The sequence below is a fragment of the Streptomyces sp. NPDC006235 genome (assembly GCF_040613735.1).
In the GTDB taxonomy this organism is placed as follows: Bacteria; Actinomycetota; Actinomycetes; order Streptomycetales; family Streptomycetaceae; genus Streptomyces.
Window position 1 is genome coordinate 50,492 of the sequence record NZ_JBEXSR010000031.1, and the last position, 21,185, is coordinate 71,676.

At 69.2% G+C, this 21,185-nt stretch carries 23 protein-coding genes and 3 pseudogenes; 6 read left to right on the forward strand and 20 right to left on the reverse strand.

Translation table 11 applies throughout. The features are described 5' to 3' along the window. The first annotated feature begins 69 nt into the window (after window positions 1-69). The 3 genes from ABZ192_RS29520 to ABZ192_RS29530 are packed head-to-tail and all read left to right on the forward strand — an operon-like array spanning window position 70 to window position 2,920. Window positions 70-1,134: a site-specific integrase gene (locus tag ABZ192_RS29520; RefSeq protein ID WP_356927524.1), complete on the forward strand. Its 1,065-nt coding sequence runs from the start codon at window positions 70-72 to the stop codon at window positions 1,132-1,134. Then, window positions 1,134-1,460, forward strand: coding sequence for a helix-turn-helix transcriptional regulator (locus tag ABZ192_RS29525; protein ID WP_356927525.1), 327 nt, complete (start codon window positions 1,134-1,136; stop codon window positions 1,458-1,460). Before ABZ192_RS29520 ends, ABZ192_RS29525 begins: the two co-directional genes overlap by 1 nt. After that, complete coding sequence (locus tag ABZ192_RS29530; RefSeq protein ID WP_356927526.1) at window positions 1,457-2,920, forward strand: hypothetical protein; 1,464 nt, start codon at window positions 1,457-1,459, stop codon at window positions 2,918-2,920. The genes ABZ192_RS29525 and ABZ192_RS29530 overlap by 4 nt, the downstream gene beginning before the upstream one ends. Window positions 2,921-3,014: 94 nt before the next feature. Here the strand turns inward: ABZ192_RS29530 and ABZ192_RS29535 are convergent, their stop codons facing one another. From ABZ192_RS29535 to ABZ192_RS29555, 5 genes are all read right to left on the reverse strand, one after another. Continuing rightward, window positions 3,015-3,161, reverse strand: coding sequence for a hypothetical protein (locus tag ABZ192_RS29535; protein WP_356927527.1), 147 nt, complete (start codon window positions 3,159-3,161; stop codon window positions 3,015-3,017). Window positions 3,162-3,406: 245 nt separating this feature from the next. Continuing rightward, window positions 3,407-4,483, reverse strand: a complete 1,077-nt coding sequence (locus ABZ192_RS29540) for a UbiA family prenyltransferase (protein WP_356927528.1) — start codon at window positions 4,481-4,483, stop codon at window positions 3,407-3,409. After that, window positions 4,480-5,130, reverse strand: coding sequence for a hypothetical protein (locus ABZ192_RS29545; protein WP_356927529.1), 651 nt, complete (start codon window positions 5,128-5,130; stop codon window positions 4,480-4,482). Before ABZ192_RS29545 ends, ABZ192_RS29540 begins: the two co-directional genes overlap by 4 nt. Then, window positions 5,114-6,061 (reverse strand): hypothetical protein, encoded by a 948-nt coding sequence (locus ABZ192_RS29550; RefSeq protein ID WP_356927530.1) that lies wholly within the window; start codon window positions 6,059-6,061, stop codon window positions 5,114-5,116. Before ABZ192_RS29550 ends, ABZ192_RS29545 begins: the two co-directional genes overlap by 17 nt. Continuing rightward, a complete protein-coding gene (locus tag ABZ192_RS29555) occupies window positions 6,061-7,089 on the reverse strand; it encodes a UbiA family prenyltransferase (protein ID WP_356927531.1) in 1,029 nt (342 codons plus the stop codon). Before ABZ192_RS29555 ends, ABZ192_RS29550 begins: the two co-directional genes overlap by 1 nt. A 364-nt stretch (window positions 7,090-7,453) precedes the next feature. Between ABZ192_RS29555 and ABZ192_RS29560 the strand changes: the two genes are divergently transcribed. Continuing rightward, on the forward strand, window positions 7,454-8,068 hold the full coding sequence (locus ABZ192_RS29560; protein WP_356927532.1) for a methyltransferase domain-containing protein: 615 nt from the start codon (window positions 7,454-7,456) through the stop codon (window positions 8,066-8,068). Here the strand turns inward: ABZ192_RS29560 and ABZ192_RS29565 are convergent. From ABZ192_RS29565 to ABZ192_RS29590, 6 genes and pseudogenes are all read right to left on the reverse strand, one after another. After that, the gene (locus ABZ192_RS29565) at window positions 8,065-8,715 is read right to left on the reverse strand and encodes a DUF3159 domain-containing protein (RefSeq protein ID WP_093600738.1); all 651 of its coding nucleotides are present in this window, start codon (window positions 8,713-8,715) and stop codon (window positions 8,065-8,067) included. The genes ABZ192_RS29560 and ABZ192_RS29565 overlap by 4 nt on opposite strands. Then, complete coding sequence (locus ABZ192_RS29570) at window positions 8,712-9,074, reverse strand: hypothetical protein (RefSeq protein WP_356927533.1); 363 nt, start codon at window positions 9,072-9,074, stop codon at window positions 8,712-8,714. The genes ABZ192_RS29565 and ABZ192_RS29570 overlap by 4 nt, the downstream gene beginning before the upstream one ends. A 621-nt stretch (window positions 9,075-9,695) precedes the next feature. Beyond that, window positions 9,696-10,082, reverse strand: a complete 387-nt coding sequence (locus ABZ192_RS29575) for a hypothetical protein (protein WP_356927534.1) — start codon at window positions 10,080-10,082, stop codon at window positions 9,696-9,698. A gap of 514 nt (window positions 10,083-10,596) precedes the next feature. Further along, window positions 10,597-10,959 (reverse strand): annotated as a pseudogene (locus tag ABZ192_RS29580) (hypothetical protein); the annotation flags it as partial. Window positions 10,960-11,038: 79 nt separating this feature from the next. Beyond that, on the reverse strand, window positions 11,039-11,482 hold the full coding sequence (locus ABZ192_RS29585; protein ID WP_356927535.1) for a hypothetical protein: 444 nt from the start codon (window positions 11,480-11,482) through the stop codon (window positions 11,039-11,041). Between the two features lie 441 nt (window positions 11,483-11,923). After that, window positions 11,924-12,328, reverse strand: a pseudogene (locus ABZ192_RS29590) (mobilization protein); the annotation flags it as partial. A 57-nt stretch (window positions 12,329-12,385) separates the two neighbouring features. Here ABZ192_RS29590 and ABZ192_RS29595 point away from each other — a divergent pair. Then, window positions 12,386-13,282 (forward strand): IS982 family transposase, encoded by an 897-nt coding sequence (locus ABZ192_RS29595; protein ID WP_356927536.1) that lies wholly within the window; start codon window positions 12,386-12,388, stop codon window positions 13,280-13,282. A gap of 21 nt (window positions 13,283-13,303) precedes the next feature. On the opposite strand, the pseudogene ABZ192_RS29600 reads toward ABZ192_RS29595, so the two are convergent. The 9 genes and pseudogenes from ABZ192_RS29600 to ABZ192_RS29640 form a co-directional block, all read right to left on the reverse strand. Beyond that, window positions 13,304-14,647 (reverse strand): annotated as a pseudogene (locus ABZ192_RS29600) (relaxase/mobilization nuclease domain-containing protein); the annotation flags it as partial. Continuing rightward, entirely contained in the window at window positions 14,644-14,952 is a 309-nt protein-coding gene (locus ABZ192_RS29605; protein ID WP_356927537.1) for a mobilization protein, read from the reverse strand. The gene ABZ192_RS29605 and the pseudogene ABZ192_RS29600, both read right to left, overlap by 4 nt. A gap of 317 nt (window positions 14,953-15,269) precedes the next feature. Next, window positions 15,270-15,503, reverse strand: coding sequence for a hypothetical protein (locus tag ABZ192_RS29610; protein ID WP_356927538.1), 234 nt, complete (start codon window positions 15,501-15,503; stop codon window positions 15,270-15,272). A gap of 85 nt (window positions 15,504-15,588) precedes the next feature. Further along, entirely contained in the window at window positions 15,589-15,780 is a 192-nt protein-coding gene (locus tag ABZ192_RS29615) for a hypothetical protein (protein WP_057608355.1), read from the reverse strand. Continuing rightward, complete coding sequence (locus ABZ192_RS29620; protein ID WP_356927539.1) at window positions 15,777-17,417, reverse strand: hypothetical protein; 1,641 nt, start codon at window positions 17,415-17,417, stop codon at window positions 15,777-15,779. Before ABZ192_RS29620 ends, ABZ192_RS29615 begins: the two co-directional genes overlap by 4 nt. Next, window positions 17,414-18,055, reverse strand: coding sequence for a WhiB family transcriptional regulator (locus ABZ192_RS29625; RefSeq protein WP_356927540.1), 642 nt, complete (start codon window positions 18,053-18,055; stop codon window positions 17,414-17,416). Before ABZ192_RS29625 ends, ABZ192_RS29620 begins: the two co-directional genes overlap by 4 nt. A gap of 160 nt (window positions 18,056-18,215) precedes the next feature. After that, on the reverse strand, window positions 18,216-18,932 hold the full coding sequence (locus ABZ192_RS29630; RefSeq protein ID WP_356927541.1) for a hypothetical protein: 717 nt from the start codon (window positions 18,930-18,932) through the stop codon (window positions 18,216-18,218). A gap of 2 nt (window positions 18,933-18,934) precedes the next feature. Then, a complete protein-coding gene (locus ABZ192_RS29635; protein WP_356927542.1) occupies window positions 18,935-19,831 on the reverse strand; it encodes a helix-turn-helix domain-containing protein in 897 nt (298 codons plus the stop codon). After that, entirely contained in the window at window positions 19,828-19,974 is a 147-nt protein-coding gene (locus ABZ192_RS29640; RefSeq protein WP_210964443.1) for a hypothetical protein, read from the reverse strand. Before ABZ192_RS29640 ends, ABZ192_RS29635 begins: the two co-directional genes overlap by 4 nt. Before the next feature lie 747 nt (window positions 19,975-20,721). On the opposite strand from ABZ192_RS29640, the gene ABZ192_RS29645 reads away from it, so the two are divergent. Further along, complete coding sequence (locus ABZ192_RS29645) at window positions 20,722-21,153, forward strand: helix-turn-helix domain-containing protein (protein ID WP_356927543.1); 432 nt, start codon at window positions 20,722-20,724, stop codon at window positions 21,151-21,153. The last annotated feature ends 32 nt before the right edge of the window (window positions 21,154-21,185 follow it).

The window sequence follows — 21,185 nt, forward strand, 5'->3', positions numbered from 1 at the left end:
AGCGTGATGAATTTGGCGGGTAAGGACGGGGCGGCCCCTGGGGCCGCGCGGCTACACCTGGCTGACGGAGTGCCGCTGTTGTGGCCAGAGGAGCAGGTCTTCGAGGCAATGCTGGACGGCTGGCGCAACCAACAACTGGCGCGGAACCTCGCGCTGTGGACCATCAACGGTCGGGAGCGGAAGGTGCGGGCGTTCGCCGCGCACGCGGATGCCTTTCCGTGGAGCTGGTCCTCAATGCTGGCTGACGAGTGGTTCGGTGACCTGCGGGCGGTCCGTGGCTGTGTCCGCTCGACGCTACGCGGATACCAGGTGGCGGTGCGTCTGTTCTGCGATTACACCACCGACCCGGCCTACGGCTGGGCAGCGGAGTGTGAGCACCGTTTCGGTACCCATCCGATCCAGGTGTGTCACGAGTGGAATACCGCCGTGCACATGCAGGAGTGCGAGGCCGAGTCCCCGAAACGGGCCTTCACCCGGGATGAGTTGCAGGCGCTCTTCGACCACGCCGACGATGAGGTGAGCCGGGTCCGTGGATGCGGCCGCAAGGGCTGGCTGCCGGCTTTCCGTGACGCGATGCTCCTCAAGACTGCGTACGCCTACGGGCTGCGGCGCAACGAGACGCGGATGCTGGATACGGCTGACTTCGGTCGCAACCCCGAAGCGGCGGAGTTCGGCGAGTACGGCGTCTGCTACGTCCGCCACGGCAAGGCGAAGAAGGGATCGCCCCCGAAGCGCCGCAGCGTGCTGACTGTGTGGGAGTGGTCGGCCGAGATCGTCGACCAGTGGATCAGTGAGGTGAGGCCGGCGACGCGGCACGCGGACGGTCCCGCCCTATGGCCGTCCGAACGCGGTCGGCGGGTCGGACTGCAGCGGCTGGACTCCCGCTTCGCCGCCTACCGCGACGACCTCGGCCTGGATCCGGTCCTGGATTTCCACTCGCTGCGAAGGTCCTACGTCACCCACCTGATCGAAGACGGCTGGGATCCGCTGTTCGTGCAGCAGCAAGTCGGCCACGAGCATGCCAGCACCACCTCGGTCTACACCTGCGTCTCCTCCGACTTCCGGACCCGCACCCTGCGTCGCGCCCTGGACGCGACGGTCGAGGCCGCTCTCAAGCCCGCGAGGAGGGCCTGATGAAACGCCAGGTCAGCTACCAGTGGCGACTGCGCGAGAAGATGGCTGTCGCCGGGATGTTCACCACCAGCGAGCTTGCCCCGCCTCTTGCCGAGCGTGGCGTCAACCTCTCCCTCTCGCAGGTCCACCGCCTGGTTACCGGCACTCCCGAGCGCCTGTCCCTTCCGGTGCTGGCCGCGCTCTGCGACATCTTCGACTGCACGCCAACGGATCTGATCGCCACTAAGGCGGAGAACGCCGTCATTCGCAAGGTCGCCACCGGCGACGCAGTCGTCGACCTGTCGGCCGTCCGTCCCAAACGCGCCCGCATGCGGCCTGAAGGATGAGCCGTACCCGCGTCCACGCCGAAGACCCGTTCTGCGTGAGATGCCGCCGGGCCGTCCGACCCAGGGCAGCCCACTGGCCCGAGGGCTACCTCTGTGCGAGCTGCTACGCCCAGGCCCTGGAGACCTACGGAACCTGCGCAGGCTGCGGCATCGAGCGGCTTACCCCGGGCCTCGCACCGGACGGCGGCAAACTCCGCACCGACTGTGCTGGTGGCCTAGGCAACTTCACCTGCGGACAGTGCGGCCAAGAAGCACGACGCTACCGCCGCGGAATCTGCGCCCGTTGTGTCCTGGCCGAGCGCCTTCACGAACTCCTCGGCGACGACACCGGCCGCATCCGGCCCGAACTCCTCCCACTGTTCGAGACGCTCCGACAGATAGAGCGCCCCTGGGGCGGGCTGACCTGGACCAATCAGCCGCACGTCCAGCAGAACCTCCAGGCCCTGGCCCGCAACCGAGCCCCACTCACCCATGAGGGGCTGAGTCAGCTCACGCCGTGGAGATCGGTCGCCTACCTGCGCGACCTGCTCATGCAGTGCGGTGTCCTTCCGCCGGCCGACCGGCATCTGCTGCTGTTCCAGCGGTGGCTCGCCGAGAAACTGCCGACTGTCAGCGACCCCGAGTACCGCAAGCTCTTGGACCTCTTCGCCACGTGGCACATTCAACGCCGTCTCCGCGCCTTGGCCGGCCATGGGCCGCTCACCAGCAGCCAGACCCAGCAGGCCCGCAACAAGCTCTGCCTTGCAATCAACTTCCTCGAACACCTTGCCCAGCGCGGACGCAGCCTCGCCGACTGCACCCAGGCCGATGTCGACACCTGGTATGCAGGCGGCTACACCGCCCGGCGCCTCACCCATTCCTTCCTCCGCTGGGCTGTGCAGTCCAGGCACATGCCGACCGTCACCATCCCGCACCGCTCGACGGCGAATCCTGCGCCGATCACCCAGCACCAACGGCTCGCGCTGCTGCGACAGCTCGTGAACCGCGACGACATACCGCTCCAGGACCGCGTGGCCGCCGTCCTTGTCCTCCTCTACGCCCAGCCGCCTACGCGGATCACCAGGCTCAGCAGCGACGACGTCCAGCACGAGGGCGGCAAAGTCCTCGTCCGGCTCGGCGACCCACCGTCGCCCGTTCCCGCCCCGTTCGACGGAATGCTGCTCAACTACCTGGGGCCGCGACCGAACACCAAGACCGCGACCAACCCCGAAGCCCGATGGCTCTTCCCCGGCCGCTGGGCCGGACAGCCCATGACTCGGGAAGCCATGGCACCTCGGCTCCGCCAACTGGGCTTCCCGACCCGGCCAGGACGCACAGCGGCGATCCGCCAACTCGTCCTCCAAGCCCCCGCTCCGGTGATCGCCCGGATGCTCGGCTACAACGACGACCACACCACCCGGCTCGCCGAAGAGGCCGGAGGAACCTGGCGTCACTATGCCCCCGGTGACCACTCAAGGTGATCATTACCTGTCAGAACGTGAGAGTCGCGCGACTCCCGACTACGCGAGGTCGTCGGTGTTATGCCCGAGTACGCCGACGACCCCAACTTCATCGTCACTGCAGACAGACTCTGGGGGCCGACATCGAGGACAAGCTGACCCAGCAGATCGCGCCCTGGACGAACTTGCGGCTGCCGCAGTCGACCTGGAGGCCACCGTCGACCACGTCCTGCTGGCACTGCTGCCCGACGAGGACGGCCACGAAGACGTCAGCTGCTCCTGCCCAGCCATGCCGCGCCGCCCAGGACGAGGAGTCCGGGCGTGGCCTCCTGCTCGTTCGCGCTCTCGCCGACGACTGGGGCGTACGGCTGACGGACCAGGGGAAGACGATCTGGTTCAGCCTGAAGTTGTAGGGGTCCCCGCCGGCAGGCCATCGGACCGCGGTGTGCTCACAAACCCAGCCCGTGGCCCGGATCTTCTGACTCGTTCCCCAGGTCGGGCAGCCCTTCACGCCTCCGGCAGCTCCTTGTGCGCAGACGGCAGGCGCCGTGCGGTGCGGGCCAGGAGCCGTCGACCGAGGCCAGCCGCGAGCGTGGCTCCCGTCACGGCTGCCATGCTCAGGGCGACTTGGGCGGGGCGGGGTGCCAGGGCCGCCGTCGCGCCCAGCACCGCGATGAACGGGCCGGCCAGGAACAGCACGCTGCGGCCGCCGGCCGAGACGCGCCGTCCGGCGGTGTGGCGTGCCAGGGGCGCAGTGCCCGCGAGGAGGGCCGTGAGGGTGGTCAGGAGGAGCGGAAGCTGGGCCGACGCGGTAAGGAGTGCTGTCAGGCACAGCGCCCCTGTCACCGCGTAGCCGGCTGTCATCGTCAGCCGGAATGCGGTGGACGTGCCGACACCGTGCGGTCCGGGCCGCAGGCCCAGCACGATCGCCGTGGTGCGGAGTCCGGCGGACAGGTCCGTCTCTAGGTCCTTGACGTCTCCTCCCGCCACGTCGAACGCGGTGACCACCAGGGCGAGAGCGGCCGCCGCCGCCAGATGTCCGGCCGTGGGCGCCGGGGTGAACGCGAGCAGCGGCGCGGCCACGCTGACGCCCCAGAGCAGGTCGGACACCGGTGTTGGGACACGGGAGCGCTTCTGCCGCGTGTTGCCCCAGACGGTGAGGGCCAGGGAGACCCACAGGAGGGAAGGGTGCTCGCTGGGCAGGGTGAGCACCGCGAGCGTGAACAGCGCGCCCAGGAGCAGCGACAGGACGACAGCGTGCCGGACCGGTACGCGTCCCGAGGTCAGGGGCCGGTTGGCTCGCCGTGGGTCCAGGGCGTCCAGTTCCCTGTCGGCGATGTCGTTGCTGGCACAGCTGAGGCCGTGCAGGGCCAGACCGGCTGCGAACCAGGCGTATGCCGTCGCCGGCGAGCCGGTGGGTGACACGGCAAAGCCCAGCAGGAAAGGCACCGATAGCAGGGGCAGGCACTCCAGCCGCACCAGACCCGTGTAGTCCCAGAGGCGTCCGGCGATCCCTGTGCCGTTACGGCCGGAGACGGCTGCGGCCGGTACGGCAGTGCCGTGCGCGGTCCTGGCGTCTCTCACGGTGTCTCTCGCCCGCCTGGTGCCGCCTCGCTCAGTGCGTCCAGGGCGCGCTGGAGCATCTCCCGGCTCCGCTCGGTTCCGGCCGCGGACAGCGCGGCGGCGGGGATCGGCTCGCCCCGGGCGACCCGGATCGTACTGAAGGGACGGGGCACCGACTGGCCCTGGAACTCCCAGGCCCGGTCCGCGCGGACGCGCAAGGGCGCGACCGCCCTGCCGGTGTCCTTCGCCAGCGCTGCAAGGGAAGTCCTCACCCTGCCGTCCCGGCGGCCTCCGTCCGTGAAGATCCCGACGGGCCCCGTGCGCTCGCGGAGGAAATCCCGGACCTGCTGGTACGGACTGCGGTGTCCTCCACGGCCGATGCGGAAGACGTCCACTCCTGCGGCCAGAGCGGGCAGTGCTGCCGCGTAGCCGCCGACCGTGTTGTCGTTGACCCAGGCGAAATGACGGAATCCGCGAGCGGCGAAGACCCCGGGGACGAGGTCTCCGTGCGGCATGTAGTAGAGCACCGGGTCCGGGGGCATCACCGTGCGCGGCACCCGCACGGTGGGGCGGAAGAGACCGATGCAGAGGGTGTAGTAGATACCGTAGGTGTGCCCGGTCAGCCGGGTGCGGACCGGGGGCTTCACGCGGTCACCCCAGACGAGCATGGGCGCCTGATCCCTTCTCCGCTCGGTCGAGCTGCCCTGCGGCGCGCTCGGCCCATGTGTCGGTCAGCCCGAGGACGACTCCGGCGTCGGTCCGCGACAGCGCGGCGCGCGCCCGCTCCAGGCAGCGCAGTGCGAGTCGCAGCACCACGGCTGCTCCGCCGCTCAGATAAAGGGCGTCGAGGAGGTCGTCGGCGGTGTGTGCGGCGAAGGGCGCGTGCGAGGGATCGGCACCGTCCGGGGCGCTGATGCCCAGCGCGCTGATGCCCAAGGAGACGGGAAAGGTGACGTTGCGGTGTTCCCAGTCCTCCCTCAGATCTTGCAGGTCGTCGAGCAACTGGAGTCCGGAACACAGGTCCGTGACGGCCTGGGGCAGCTGCGCGAGGTGCTGCGACCGTCCGCAGCGCGCCGCCACGACAACCAGGGCCAGAATCCCGGGGGCGGCCTTCTCTCCCAGACGGAATACGTCGTCGGGGCTGTAGTCGTCTCCCGGCCGCTCGTTGTGTGCGATGTCTCGCAAGAGCGCCTCGGCATAGGCGGCCGCACCGGCGGCATGGGACACCAGGAAGCGCTCGGTTCCGGCCCCGAGCCGTGCCCCGCGCGTCAGGTACAGAGTGAGCGCGGAGTCCATGAGCACAGCTTGCCTGGGCGAAAGCCGTCCGTGGTCGACGAGCTGGTCGTGCAGGACGTAGTACAGGTGCCCGAGGCCGAAGACGGTAGCGACCTCCTCCAGCCAGCCTCCGTCCTCCTCCCCCCAGTGCATGGCCTGGGCGAGTGGCATGTAGAAGAAGCCGGAATCGAGGCCGAACACCTTGCGAGGGAGTTCCCGGACAGTCCTGTCGAGCGCGGGTACGGCGCGAGTGATCTCGTGGTGAATGCGAGCGACGACGGTTTCCCAGGGCACGGCGGAGCACGCCTCGTTCAGGGACGGCATCAGGCGATCTTCTCCTGCTCACGGGTAGGGAGGGCCACCAGGCCGCGGGTCAGCACGAGCCACACGGCGGTGAGGACGGCGACGACGACCGTCGCGAGGGGTGCCCAGAGCAAGCACGCCACCATCAACGAGAAGAAATTCAAGCCGAGATAACGCTCCCGGCCGTTCGGGTCCACGGCCCGCGCCTGCCGCACCAGCGTCCACAGCGAATGGCCGGCCATGCCCTGGAGGACGAGCAGTACGGCCGTCGCCACCGCGCGGTGTCCGGCCGAAGACGGGGCTGCCAGGACCAGTGCGAGAAGGGAGGCCACCGAACCGAGCAGCAGAACGCAGAGCAGCAGCAGATAGGGGCGCGTCGGTATCAGCCGACCTGAATCGGTCAGCCGCACCCCCGCCCGGAGCGCCGTCGTGTCGTCTCCCACCGCCCGATCGTGTTCGAGGTCCTTGAGATTTCCGGCAACGACATTGAGCAGGACCATGTGGATACCGAAGGCCACGGCCACCAGCCATGCGGGCGTGAGATCACCCGGGCCCGTGACGGCACAGCACAGGACAGCCGGTGCGCCCATGTTCACGCCGAACAGGAGGTCCATCACCAAGGGATGGGCAATCCTGCGCTTCTGATGGGTGTTGGAAAAAGTGACTGTCGCGAAAAGGACGGTCATGCCCACGGCGAACAACCACCCCGATTCTCCCGCGACCGCGGTGAAGATCGTCAGCACGACGGCCAGAGCTAACTGAACTCCGAGCGCGATACGCGCCCCGGCAATACTGACAGCACCACTGACCAGAACACTTCTGCGTCGCGCCGGGTTCCGTCGGTCGGACTCCAGATCGGCGAGGTCGTTGACCGTACATCCATAGGTGTGACCGAGCACCCCGAGGGCCGAGATCGCGATCACCGGAGCTGGGGAGACGTCTCCCCCCGCGGCCACTAAGGGGCCGAGGGGGTAGACGAAGGCCGCGGCGCTCGCGGCATGAACCCTGGTCAGCCGGCTGTACCGCCGGAGACCGGAATCCTTTCTCACCAAGTGACGCCTTCATCGGCGCGCGGTTCGAGAAGCCGCCGGCGCTCTCGTGTGCTGTCCGCCGTCTCCGCCGTACGCCAGTCCTGCTTGATCGAACCCACGAGCTCTACGAACAATTCGCGATCTTGGATGGTTGTCGAACTACCTTGCTGCATACCCGCCCCCTTGATCGGTGATGCAAAGTTCCAACAGTGTGACCGAGTGCACCATGAACTGTCCATATGTGCTGAGTAGTTCGATTATCTGAGATCGGAAGTGCACAATGATGCGGGAAGTTCACCGGAAAGATCTCGATCGCTCACGGCAAACGATCAGAACCGGGCGGGGAACCAGGGAGTTCTACGCAGATGTGTTCGGTTTGGAAGTGGTGGACCGTGCGGGTCCGATTCTCGACATCGGCGCCGGCGACTCACCCTTCGGGCGTGAGCGGCTGGATGTCGTCCGAGTCGACCCCGCGTACGCGGACGAGCCCCCGGCGGGTTCGAGGGCGGTCGCCGCGCTCGGGCAGGCCCTGCCCTTCGGTGACCGCACGTTCTCCGTCGTCCTGGGTAGCTTCGTCGCCCAGCATGTACGGGACGTCGACGAACTGCTGACCGAGTTGCTCCGGGTGCTACGGCCGGAGGGCTTGCTCGCGCTGCACCCGGTCTGGCGGTCGTCCGCCGGGCGCCGCGCGGTGAACGAACTGGACGGGCATGCCCGCTTGTTGCCGTCTGCCGACATCCGGGCATCCTGGTACGGCGATCTGCGCCTGCCCCCGCGACGGACGCGGTGGAGGACGCTGCCCTCCTTGGTCCTGCGCCGGCCACTGCACGGGTCGCCGGGGGAACTCGGCCGGATCGCGGAGACGATCGCCCTGAGCCGCGCACTCGTCCCCCCTGCCGTCATCGCCGTACCGGCGCGCTGGGGCATGCGGGCCCTGGTCCACGCAAGGGGCACGACACGGCTCCCCCTGCCCGGCAACCGGGACTCGACTCCCTAATTCCCGGCAGCCTTCGGCGAGTCGGTCTCCGCCTTACGCTGCCGGGCAGCGCCGTGAGCCAGGACGGCGAGCGTCACCGCAGCGCAGGCGATCTGCAACGGCGCGCGCAGCACGAAGCGCGCCACGAGCAGGACATCGGTGTCGCCGCGCAGGTACAGGACGGTCATCACGACGGCTTCCGCGGCGAACCGTGCCGCCCACAGCAAGGTGAGCAGTGCGTGCGCCCGCTTCGAACCCGGAACCCGGAACCGCCATCGCCCGGCGACGGCGCGCAGCACCACGCCGATCAGGGGCCGCCGCAGCGCCACGCTCGCCGACAGCACCACCGCGTAGAGCGCGTCGATGAGAATACCCGGCAGGAAGTAGTCCTGAGCTCGGCCTGTGAGCGCCGCGAGAGCCACAGAAAGGGCTAGCAATCCCAGGGCCGCCAGCATCTTCCGCGCATGCCCCAGGCGAGAGGCGATCAGCGTGGCGGCACAACCGACTGCCAGGGCGACGCAGGCCGCCACGGCCAGGGACGCCGATGCGAAGCGCCAGGCGCCGTACCAGACGAGGGTCGGTGTGCCGACCAGAGCCACCAGGCAGGCGTCGCGGGCCATCACCGAGCGCCGCGACTGCATCGGCTCCGTCGAATCCGGTGACGTCACGGCAGAGTTGCCCCTCTTCTATCCACTGACGCGTTCCATTCGCGGTCGTGCGGCCTCGAAGGGGCCGGCTCCCCGAAGAGCAGCATGCCGAGGAACAGCACGCCCACGATGCCGCCCGCGACGGCTGCCGCCTGTGTCCCCGACGTCATGAAGACCGCCAGGAGGAGCCAGAGGACAAGGAACATTACCGACGCGATCATCAGAGGGAAACCGAGATCGCTAGGTTTGGCCCGGGCGAGGGCCGACAGATTCTCGGCGACCTTCGCGACGATCGCGAAGAGGATAATGCCGCCCAGAATCACGCTGACGACGGTCGTGGCCACCGTCTGACTGCCGTCCGCGAGCCGCACGTACTCCACCGATGCGTCCCCCCTTCCCGCTGCCAGTTAGCTTCTCGATGCCGGCCAGTATGGAGGGATCGATCGCCACGCGTCGACATCAGAGGCTTGTTACCCGTTTCGTGACCGAAGGAACTCGAAGCGTTGCCGCAGGAGTTGGTACGGGGCATCGAGGCAGACGATCGAGCGTGAGGAAGGCGTGTCGAGAGCGCGCTTTCTCCTCGTTGGCTTGCCGTTACTCAGGCTGAACTCGTAGAGCTTGTGGGGTCGTGATGGTTCGGGGCGGTGCGCGCCCGGCGGTCTGGGTACGCGGTCAGGGGAACGGCCGCCTCTCCGGGACAGCTGAACAGCGAACTTGCCCCCTCTTTCCGGACTGGCCACCATCAAGACGACCCATCAGATCCCATGAGTCGCGGTACTGCTCCATCTAGCCCAGCGCGGCCTCAGCCACGGGGAAGTTGTAGGCCGGGAGCAGACGTCTCATCCTGCTGTCCTTGTGTGCCGCTCGTTCCCACAGGTCGACCGGGACAAGATCAGCAGACACCCGACAGATCCTGCCGACACAACACCCGACTACCAAGCCCCACAACGACCTTCATGCTGAACGATCAGTTAGGGCTTCCTATCGGTAACGCGGCGCTGTTAGCCGATCATGTGGTCGTTGTCGAAGTACTCGTCGCCGCGGCAAGCCGAGCAGGTGTCCATCCATTCGCTGGTCCGGGTATTCCACGAGCATGGCCTCACCTTGCACCCCTCGCAGGTCGGAGAGAGTGGCCGGGCGTAAGCCTCCCGGAGCCCTTCATGGTAGCGACGGACTGCGAAGACCTGTTGGACGAGCGACAGGCCGTAGACCGTGGGTATGGCGATCAGCACGGCCGCAGAACCCAGGGCCCAGTTGGTTTCGACGTTCCACGGGGGCCTCGACATGTCCCAGTAGGCATAGATTCCGAACGGCGTGAACCACACCTGAAGCGCAGCCCAGGCCAGCCACTGGGTAGGTCGCACCGGCTTGGGTGCATTCTCATGCATGACCGCCTTACCCCCTAGGCGTGCGTGATCTGGTGCAGCTTCACCGAAGGAACCTCAGCGCCGTTGGAGAAGCGGACAGTAACGAGCCCGTGGAAAAGCGACACCGAAGAGACCGTTCCGCGCATGCCTTTCGTGACCCCTCGGCCCAGGTCGACCAGGGCAGTGACCTGGTCCCCGACAACAAAGTTCCTACCCATGCATGCCTGCCTGCCTCATCAGCAAGGAGCGAGGGGGATGGGCTGCGGGAAGCCCTGGCGATCCCCCGGTGGCCCCGAAGGTCCACGCGCGCCCACCGCGTCGCCGGACGAAGAGCTGTCTAAAGAGTCTGACATAGGGGGATCGGGTCTGTGTGTGGATCAGGGCAAGCGCGTTGGGGACGTTCTGTCGGCGGCGCCTGCGAACCTCATTCCGAAACGATCAATTAGAGCCAGAGTGCCCACTTTCGTCACACAGCGTAGCCAGCACGCTAGTGGAGACCGCGAACTGGCGACAGTTGAATACGCGAGCCCACCAGTGAGGAGCTGCCGCCGTAGGTGAAGTCCGCCTTCGCCTTGTGCGGGAAGGCGAGCGTGCCGCCAGTCGCCGCATCGCCGCCCAGCTCGCTCAGGGCGGGGCAGCCGATGACGGTGACGTCGTCGTGCTGGGCCGGACGCTCCGGCTTGGGAAGGTAGCCGCTGCCGAGGTCGCGCGGGTCGAGCAGGCGGGACTCGAGCGCGGCCGAGGAGAGCGCGGCCGGCTTCTGGACGGCGTCGGCCGGCCTTCCGGTGCGGGAGGAGGGGGTCTGGTGCTTGGACCCGGTGGTGTCGGTGGAGCAGGCGGGCACGGCGAGGAGGGCGGCGGTGATGCCGAGTACGGTGGTGGCGACGCGAACGCGCATGACGGAACTGACCCCTTGGTGCTAGGCGACGGGTGGTCAGTGCGGGCCCGCGGGCCCGGTGGGGTCGTAGGAGCGGTGGTCAGTGCCCGAGGTGGCGCAGGCAGTCCTCGAACGTGGCGTGCGTCGCGTCCGCCGGCCCGGAGTGCCGGTTGTACCAGGCGGTGTCGATGCGGGTCTCCTGCTGCTGGTGTCCGGCCCTGCAGCGCAGCCAGATCTCACCGCGGGTGGAGAGGATGAGCCAGTCCCGGTATGCGCCGCACTCGGTGCAGGCGGCCATCTCGCCGTCGAGGACGAGGGGCTGCTTCCAGGGCATCATCTTGCCTTCAACCTGGTCGTGGCTCGGCACCCGCAGTTCCGGCGGGAGGAAGTCGTCCACGATGGCGGCTGGCTCGGCGGACTCCGGCTCAGGCGCCGGCACTCCGAAGCCGGGCGGGACTTGGCCCTGCAGCTGCACGTACAGCTCGGCGAACTGTCTTTGAGCTTCGCTCGGTTCCTTGGCCCTGCGGCGTATCCGGTGAAACACCTTGGCGTCCTCCTCTACCTCAGCACCTCGTCCTGCGCGTTTCATGATCGTGCCCCACGCCCCCGGCGGTTTCAATTCACAAAGTCCACAGTCACCTCCGGCCAGGTCAGCAGAGGTCTTCGGCTTCTCGGCTGCCCAGATGACGAGTTGGCCACGATGCGTGTCTCCGTGCGCCGGGGTGGCCATGCCAGGGTGTGCCCGATCACACGCCATCGTCTCCCTCGACCGCTCAACTTCGCGACGCCTACTGGCTCGACTCGCCCCACCTGCGCCACGCCCGTCCGTCCTGCGGGTGCACGGATGCCGACAGCCTCCACATCGGACCTGGTCGCCACCGAGGTTCGATGTGGCGCACGACCATGCTCTGGATTGCGGGCGAAGCGGTGGCGCTGCCCCTTTTCTCGGTGATGCACTGAGTCCGAGTGCAGGCACCCGGCGGGCTCACAGGGTCTTACGTGATGTGTCCTCTCCGCTGCGCTGCCTGCCGGGCGCGGAGGGCGGCCTGGTGGTCGTCCCGCGCGTTGCGGACTGGCGCCCTGCGGTGCTGGTCTCGGACAGGTGGGAGGCGTCGGCGGGCAGATCGGCGGTCCGCCGCATCCGCCACACGAGCACGTCGCTGACGGAGTCCGCGGTGCCGAGTTCGCGGCGGCCGGCAACGTCGGACAGAAGGACGGCCGTGTCGTGGCCGGCGGCTTCGGCTTCCGCGATGGTCGCCGCCAGGGCGTACCAGCCGGGTTCGGCGAGGATCTGCTCGGCCAGCTCCGGCAGCGCCTCGCGCAGCAGCACGGTCTGCCGCTGGAGCATCGGTCGGCTCAGGCGTCGGCCGCGCTGGTAGAGCACGCCTAGACGAGTAGTTCCGATTGCGGGGTTCACGAACGGAGGGAGGGTGTCCAACATCGGGTTGTGACGACCGATTTAGACACCCTCTTGACGGCACTGTACGTGCATGTCGATGACCGTTTGAAGACCCCGCGGTGGCGTGGACGTCCGCCGCGGCTGACTGATGCCGAGCTCGTGACCCTGGCGGTGGCCCAGGCCGTGCTGGGCTTCCACTGCGAGGCCCGATGGCTGCGCTTCGCCCACGCGCACCTGCACCGCATGTTCCCCTACCTGCCCCAGCGCCCGGCCTACAACAAGCGGCTGCGAGCCGCTCTGCCCCTGGTCAAACGGGCCATCCGGTCGCTGGCTGCGGACACCGACCTGTGGCTGGACGATGTGTGGATCGTGGACTCCACTCCCGTCGAGTGCGCCCGTTCCCGCGAGACCGTCAAACGCTCCGACCTGGCCGGCTGGGCCAATTACGGCTACTGCCGGTCCCATTCCCGCTTCTACTGGGGCCTGAAGCTGCATCTGGTGTGCACCCCGGCAGGCCTGCCCGTCACCTGGGCCCTGGCCGACCCCAAGGTCGACGAACGGCAGGTCCTGGCCGCGCTGATCGACGACGAACCGCATCTGGCAGCTGCCCGGCCGGGGCTGATGATCCTTGCGGACAAGGGCTACATCGCCGCCGAACTCGACCGTTTCCTCGCCGCTCGCGGCATCAGCCTGCTTCGGCCGTCCTACCGCAACCGCGGCACCCCACAGCCCGCAGAAGCCCTGCTCAAGACGGTCCGGCAGCTGATCGAGTCGGTCAACGACACCCTCAAGGGCCAGCTCGACCTCGAACAGCACGGCGGCCGCACCATCGAGGGCGTCGCAGTCCGGGTGGCCCAGCGGATCCTGGCGATGACCTGCGCGATCTGGCACAACCGAGCCATCGGCGCACCCATCACCAGGTCACTGATCGCCTACGACCACTGAGCCACTTCGGAACTACTCGTCTAGGGGCTGGGCGGCGGCGGCCTGGTAAGCGGTGCGCAGGTGCGCGGCGGCCCGGGTAGCGGCCTCGGCCTGCTGGGCGTGCCCCTTCCTGGCGTGCCAGTGCGCGGCGGCGGTGATGAGGAAGAACAGCATGTCGATGGCCATGGCCGTGGTGGCTCCGTCCTCGCCGCGGCCGAGGGCCGGGCCGCCTTGGACGAGGTCGCGGGCGGCCTGCCGCAGGGCTCGATCGTGCCCGCGCACGGCGCGGACGTGAGAGCGCGAGGCCCGTTCGAAAGCCGCTGCAGCGTCGCGCAGTTCGCGGCGAGTGTGGGCGGCGGAGGTCTTCGCAAGGGCATCCAGGACCTCGCCAGCCGCTGCGATGTGGGCGGCGGCGACCGCGTCCTCGCCGTGCTCGACGACGAGCACGGCCTGCCACACGGCCGACGCCGTCCCGCGGCGTGCGGCGGCCGGACTGCCCGGCCCCGTACGGATCGCACCCTCCCGCCGGGCAGCCGCAACGTCCTGCGCGTCACCGGCCCAGCGCTCGCGGATGCGGGGCAGCGACAGGTCGGGGGCCAGGCGCGCGCCGGGGTAGAACACCGGCTCGCCGTCCTTGTTCAGGTCATCGGGCAGGGCGACCTTGTATCCGAGGAGGTCGCCAGAGGGAGCGGCGCGCTTGCGGATCAGGAGGCCGGCGGTGGCGAGCCGGTCGAAGAACTCCTCGTCGCTCCTCGCGCCGGCCACCGCCCGTCGTACGGTTTCGCGCAGTTCCTCGCGGGCGGTGCGCTCGCGACCCTGCCGCTCGGCTTTGTGGCGTTCGGCGCTGGTGGGCCGTTGGGCTGCGGTGCCGTCGCCGGGTGCGACCTGGTGGAGGCCGAGTTCCTTCTCGATGAGCCGGGCTTCTGCCTGGGCGCGGGCGCCGGAGCGGTAGTCGTCGGGGCGGTGGCCGTCCTCGGTGACGAGGGTGGCGACGATGTGGATGTGGTCGTCGGCGTGGCGTACAGCGGCCCAGCGGCAGCCGGGCTGTCCGTCGCCGGGGTCGATGCCGGTGGCGGCAACGATGCGGCGGGCGATGTCGGCCCACTCCTCGTCGGACAGGATCCGGTCGCCGGGGTCGGCGCGTACGGAGGTGTGCCACACGTGCTTGGCCGGGCGGGCGTGCTTGGCGAGGGCCATCACGGGCTGGTCGAGGAGCTGCTGGAGGTCTGTGAGGGTGGCGCTCGGGTGGCGTCCGGGGTCGGGGGACATGCCGTCGAAGGAGGCGACGAGATGGGGGTCGGTGTGATCCTCGTACTTGCCGGTCTCGTAGAGGTAGTAGAGGAGACCTCTGGTGTCCGACCCGGACGGGTTGACGCTGGGGATCATGAGCCGTGGTGCTCGATCAGCCGTGTGGCGGCTTCGTGGGCGGTGTCGGCGGCACGCCGTACGGCGGCGACGGCCGCTTCGAGCTGAGGAACGTCTGCACCGGAGTTGAGCGCCTTGACTGCCTGGTTGAGATTACTGCCGGCCCAGCCGAGCCGACGTCGGCTGTCGAACAGGGCTGTGATGACTTCGCGTTCGTCGGCGATCTCGGCACTGGCGCGGTTGAGGTCGCGGGCGGCGGCGAGCGCGGAGCGGGCGAGGAACCCGGCGACGGACAGATTGCACTGGGCGGCGGCGGACTTGATCACGGCGAACTCATCATCATTGAAACGTGTGTTGGGCTGGTGGAGGCGCTTCTTCTCGGGCGACTGGCGCGGACGCTGGCGGGCGCGAGGAGCGCGCTGTCGGCGTACACGCGGTTCAGTCTGCTTCTCCTCCTGCCCTGGCTTCGATCCGCCCCCGGTCGAAGCCTCAAGGACCTGCGCCCCCCGGCGCAGGTCCTCTCCCGCCCCCGAGGGGGCGGGTTCGGCGGAAGCTACGCTTCCGCCCCAACTTGCTCGCCCCGAGACCGAGTTGGAGTCGGGATCAGGTTCCGGGGTGGTGCCGTTCTTGCGTGCGTTCGTCATCAGGATTCGGGCCTCGTAGAGCGGGTGCGCTGCTGGATGGTTGCGGCCAGCGCGAGGACACCGGCTGGGCTGGCAAGGACGCGGACCGGCCCGTCGGGGCGGTCCTGGACGAGCCACTGCCCGGTCGGCGTGAGGACGACGGCGTGTAGGAGTTGCCGGCGGACCAGCACGTCCGCCCAGGCATCGGCCTCGGCGACGGTGGGCTCGGAAGAACGAGGGGGACGCCAAATCACGGCGTACCTCCTAAGCGGGGCGGTGGCCCGGCACGGAGCCGGGCCACCTTTGCGGGCACGGGCTTTGAACTGGGGCTTTGCCTGTTCAGCCGCACTCGGGGCAGCGCCCGACGTGGCTATTGAGCGCGCGAGCCATCCGCTGTTTCGCCGAGGCAGCTTGCTTCGCGCTGGACTTCGCCGCCGGCCTGCCCGCGTGCCGCTCGGAGTGAGCGAGCATGAACCCGATCTCTCGCTCGTACTCCGCGCGGACGGTGTCGAACTGGTGGCAGGTCTTCATCGGGCGGTGCTCCTCGTCGTCGTGATGTCCTCGTTCCGCAGCTCCTGGAGGACGAGGCCGAGTCGGTCGTTCCCGACACCCGTCAGGCCCTGGCGGCGGATGATTTCGCGCAGCTGCACCCGGGTGATCGCTCCGTTGCCGTCCCGTTCGAGCAGGGCGGGAACATGGGGGCGCACTTCGTGGACAAGCTGGCGCTCGGACTCGCCCAGCTCGCGTGCCGGGCGTTCCGTCTGCGGAGAGCGGGACCGGGCACGCTTGTCCTTGTTCTTCGTCCCGGACTTCCTGGCCGGCTTCCGACGGAGTGGGACCTTGTGTCCTCGGTCCTGGGTGGTCTCGGTCCCGGACTCGGTGGCGGTCGGTCCTCGGTCCTGGGTGGTCTCGGTCCCGGACTCGGTGGCGGTCGGTCCTCGGTCCTCGGTGCTCTCGGGCCCCGACTTCGCGAGGCCCGGTCCCCGATGAGAATCTGGGTCCTGAGCTGCTACTTCTCGCTTGTTGAGGTCGGTCCTCGTGGCCGCTGTGTCCCGCGCTGCGGCTTCTGGATCGGCGGGTTCGGTCCCCGGGACCGCGCCGTCTTCCGGGGGCTTGGTTCCCGCGGTCGTTCCAGTTTCGTCGCCCTCGGTCCCCGCGCCGACCTTGGCTTCCGGGTCCGCCTCCTCGGGGACAGGTCCCCGAGGAGTCCTCGGTCCTCCGTCCGGGACCGGCTCGTCGGAACCGTCGGGACCGGGGACGGGGACCGGCACATTCGATGTCGGCTGTGCGGGGACCGTTGCCGCCGATGCGCTGCTGTGCGCAGGGGACCAGGGAGAAGGGAGCGGGACCGTGGCGAGCGCGAGTGCGTGTCGCCGGGCGGCGATCTGGTCGAGCAGCTGTGCCCGCTGGAGGGGGTCGGTGCCGACCGAGGCCCTGCCGACCGCCTTCGACAGGCGTCGCGTCAGCCGCCGGCCTCGACGGTTCCGCTGCTGCTCGGGTGTGCGCTCGGCGAGGCGGGCGGCGAGGGTGACCGCACGGGCGGTGGCTCGGTCCCGGGTGATCTGCGCAGCGTCGCGGTCTCGCGCGGCGATGCCCAGGCGGGACATCAGCCGCTCACGTGCCTCCCGGCCCAGGACGGCGATCAGTCCGTTCGAGGCGGCGCCGGGTGTGCGCAGGCGCAGTTCGATGCCCATGGCCAGGTGCCACAGCATCGCCGCCATGACCGGTCCGACGAAGGCGCGGACCGTGCCGCCGATGGGGCCGCTCTCTGCGTAGGCGGGGATCACCTGCACAGTCGTGATCACCCAGACCAGCGCGCCCGGCAGGCCGGGGACGCCCTGGACGGCGAGGTTCTGCCGTGCCATCAGCGCGGTGGCAAACAGTGCGAGTTCGGCGGCGGCGAACATGCCGGCGCGCTCGGCGGTGCCGGCCATGTCGAGGTAGTCGGCCGCGAACCGCCACGAGGTGTCGGCGCTGTAGGCGGTGCAGCCCAGGGCAGCGACGGCGGCGACCTTGACCGCCGGGCCGCCGAGACGTTTCTGCGCGCGGGTTCCCCGGCGCCGGATAGTCCAGGCGGTTAGCACGAGCGCAAGGGCGGCGGGCACGACGGCGGCGAGGAGGAGAGGGAGGTCCGAAGTAGCACCGAAGGCGAAGACGGGGTGGGTCATGCTGCCTTTCCGAGAGAGGCGTGCGCCGGGGTCGACGTTGCCGGGCGGCCTGCCGGCTGCTGAGTGCCGGGAGCTGCGGGGCCGGGGGTGCCCTTGGCCTTGGAGGTCTTCTTCCGCTTCTTCTTGGAGCGGGGCACGCCGTAATTGCGGTCGCGGTCGAGGACCTTGTTGGCCGCTTGCCGGAGCAGGTCGCGGGCGTGCTTGTGGCTGATCTGCAGGGCGGCGGCAAGCCGGTCGGGCCGCCAGCCCCGGACGTAGGCGTGGTCGATGACAACCTGCCGCTCGGCCTCGGTCAGGTGCACGTCGCGTCCCTGGAAGAAGGCCGTCACGCGCCGGTAGTCCAGGCGCCGGTGCAGTCCGTCGTGCAGCGGGCGCCGCTCGGCTTCGGTGAGCCCGCCCCAGACGCCCTCCTTGAGGACGTTCTCCAGAGCGAAGTCCAGGCACTCGTGGCGTACGGGGCACCAACCGCACAGCTCCTTCGCCTCCGCGATCTCCTCGTGGTCCCGGGGCCCGGGGAAGAACACGGCGTCGGCGTCCTCGACGTCCATGCCGTGGCACGCTCCGCGGACGTGCCAGCTGGTGTCTCCGATGCCGCGCAGGCCGGTGGCCGGCGCGTCGTGGGTAGTGATGTGGCGCAAGGCGAGTCTCCGATGTGCTGCCGCGCCGGCCGGCTAGGGCGGTGCTCGGCGGGTGCGGCGTCGGGTGCCAGCTGCGGCGCAGGGCGTGCGACGCAGCCGGTGCGGGACGGTGATGTTGCGGCGGTGCAGCGGACGGAATGCACGCGCCGGAGGCGCCGGATCAGGCCAAGGCGGGCTGCTGGGCCTGCTCGGTGCGCTGTGCCTGCTCGGCGGCGGCGAGGTCGAGACGGCCGGGGTGCGGAGTGGCGCGCGGGGCGGTTCCGCGGGCTCCACCATCGGGGCCGATCCTCCGGCGGCGGCACGGCTCGCCGGGCTGGGCCAGGCACCACTCGCACCGCACGCTCAGGGCATCGGGCAGCCCCTGCGCGACAGCGGCCTCACGGACTGCGCGGGCGGGCCGGTAGGGCGCGAGGGCTGCTCGGGCGGCGGGCGGTATGCAGGAGCCGATCTCCCGCAACCGCGCCTCCAGCTTCGGGTCGACTCCGTCGCGACCGCTGGTGATCGCCCGGGCCTGCGCGGGCTGCGCGGTACCGGCGGCGACGGCGCGGCGGGTGTCGACCAGCTCGGCGGTCCAGGCGGCCTGGTCGTCCGGGTCGACGGACGGTGTCGGGTCGGAGTGCCTCGCCAGGCGGTCGCGCCGGTAGCTCTCCCAGGGACGGGCCAGGTCCGCGGGCAGGATCTGGTACGGCGAGGTGCGGATGTGCTGGCGGGCGGCGACGCGGACGTCCCAGCCGTGCGGGGTGGCCATCGGCACGTCGCCGAGCAGCTCGTGCCACTGGGCGAGCTGGTCGCGGGCCTCGCCTTGGTCGGTGTGGATGGTGCGGGGGTCGAGTCGGCCGATGTAGGCCAGCAGGGCTGCGATTTCGCGGCGGTCCACGGTCAGCCCTCCGTTCCGGTCGGCTCGTCGAGGGCGGCAAGCAGGGCGGCGGTGTGCGCCTCAGTCCGCGTCATGCCCCCCGGTACGGCGGTGTTCTTGCCGGGCACGGCGTAGAGGTTCGGTCGGCTGGGAGCGTGCTCCCGGGCGACCCAGGAGCGCCAGTCGGCAGCCCAGGCTTCCGCCGCCCTCGGAGCATGGCCCGCCCGGTGCGCACGCCACTTCGCGTCGGCGGCCCGCAGGCCCTGCTCGCCGAGGCGATCGAGGTGTCCCTGCTGGCGGGCCCAGGTGTGGGTGGCGGAGTCGACCTGCCACTCGGCAGCCGGGAGGACGGCAGCACCACTACTGCTGTACCTCCGGTTCAAATCAGGTTCACTACGGTTCTGTGTGCCGGTAGCCGGTACATCGCTGTGCCGGTGGCCGGTACGTCGCTGTGCCGGTTTCCGCCTCGACCTGCCGGTTTCCGGTACTGCCGGATTCCGGACCCTCGCGAGGGATTCCGGCACCTCACGCGGGCGGATTCCGTACCGCCGCAGAGCCGAGAGCCGAAGCTTCGCGGGGCCCGCGGGCTCGTCTGCTGCTGTGTCGCTGTCTTCCTGCTCCTGCAGCTCGCGCTGGGCCTGGGCGACCACTTCGGCGGCGAGAGGCATGCGGTAGACCGTGCTGCGCTGCGGGCCTACGAGGTCATGGAGCTGTTCCAGCTCGCCGGACAGGAGCAGGCGCTCGACGGCTTCGCGCACCGTGGAGACCGAGGCGCGTGTGCGCTTGGCCAGGCTGGACAGCGAGGCCCAGGAGATGCACTGCTCGTCGGCCACCCGGTCGGCGATCGACAGCAGGACCAGGCGCGCGGCCCCTCGGCTGGAGCTGTGCTCCCACACCCACTCGCGGGCTTCGCTGCTCATCGGCCGCTCCAGACGAGCGGGCGGGTCCGGCTGCTCGCCGGGGCCAGGGTCGTGCGGTCCGGCTCGGGGCGCTGAGGCGCCGAGGCGGTGGTGGCTGCCGCGCAGGCCAGGCGGAAGGGCCTTTTGCGCAGGGCAGGAGGCATGCGATACTCCCCTTTGCAGTGTTGCCACGCTGACGCGCCCCTCGGAAGGACTCAGCGTGGTGATGGTGGGCAATCTCCGCCCTTGCCGGGGCGGGTATGCCGCTTAGCGTTCGGCGTCCGTGAGTTACCGCTCTCGGGCGCCGTCGCTGTTCGCGGACCTTCGCGGTCCGGTCCGTGCTCGCGGTCTCCTCACGTTCGTCGCCGCAGGCGGGCTGCCCGGGGGACGACGAACATACGCATGGACCGGTGTCAAGATCCAGACTTGGTTCTTAAACTCTGTACTGGTTGCAGAGAGTCACCGAGCGGTCGTGTGCCGGAGTCGTCCGCAGAGAGCCTGGCGGGGTCCGTCCTCGCGTCGAAGTGCACCGTTGCCGCGGTTGCCTCGTGCGCCAAGAGCCTGCCATTGTGCCCGAGTTGGAGCGGGAGTCTGGTATTCCCGGCAGCGGAAAAGCAATGTGGATGAGGAGTTTCCACGGTCGCCTCCGCGCTTTCCGATCGAAGATCAAATACGGCCTGTCAGACGTGACGTATGCGGCTGGGCGAATATGGCTTGCGCCACGTCGCCCGGCGTACTCCAGCCGGTAGAAACGGACAGGTCGACCTGAAGCAGGCGGTACGCGCCACACGGAAACGTGCTGGTGGGGAAGAACTTTCCATACGTGTGATCGGCGCGTCAAACTGGTGTTTATGGCGGGGTAGGGTGGCTGAAGTTGCGAGGAAGCCCGCCCTGGAAAGGATCATGAAAGAGTGGCCGAAGGTCAGGTGAGCCCCAAGGGGCTCATGGATCGCCTAAACCGCCTGTTCGACACTGTGCACCCGCCCGATCGCGGCCCTTACAGCAACGCTGAAGTGGCCGAACTGATGGAGAAGCGAGGGCTGGGCAAGCTGTCGGGGCAGTACCTGTGGCTCTTGCGGACCGGGCGGCGCGATAACCCGACGAAGCGTCATCTCGAAGCGCTCGCAGGGTTCTTCGGTGTGGATCCCGCCTATTGGTTCGACGATGCTGTCGCCGAAAAGACCGTGCAGGAACTTGAGTTGCTCGCGCTGCTTCGCGACGCGAAGATCAAGAACGTTCTTCTTCGCCTGTCCGACGTCTCTGCAGACGGAAAGGATGCCGTCCTGGGGATCGTTGAGAGCGTACGAAAATCCGAGGGGTTGCCGCCCTCAACTGGCGCGTAAAAGGCTGCAGTTCAGTAAATGATCAAGGAAAG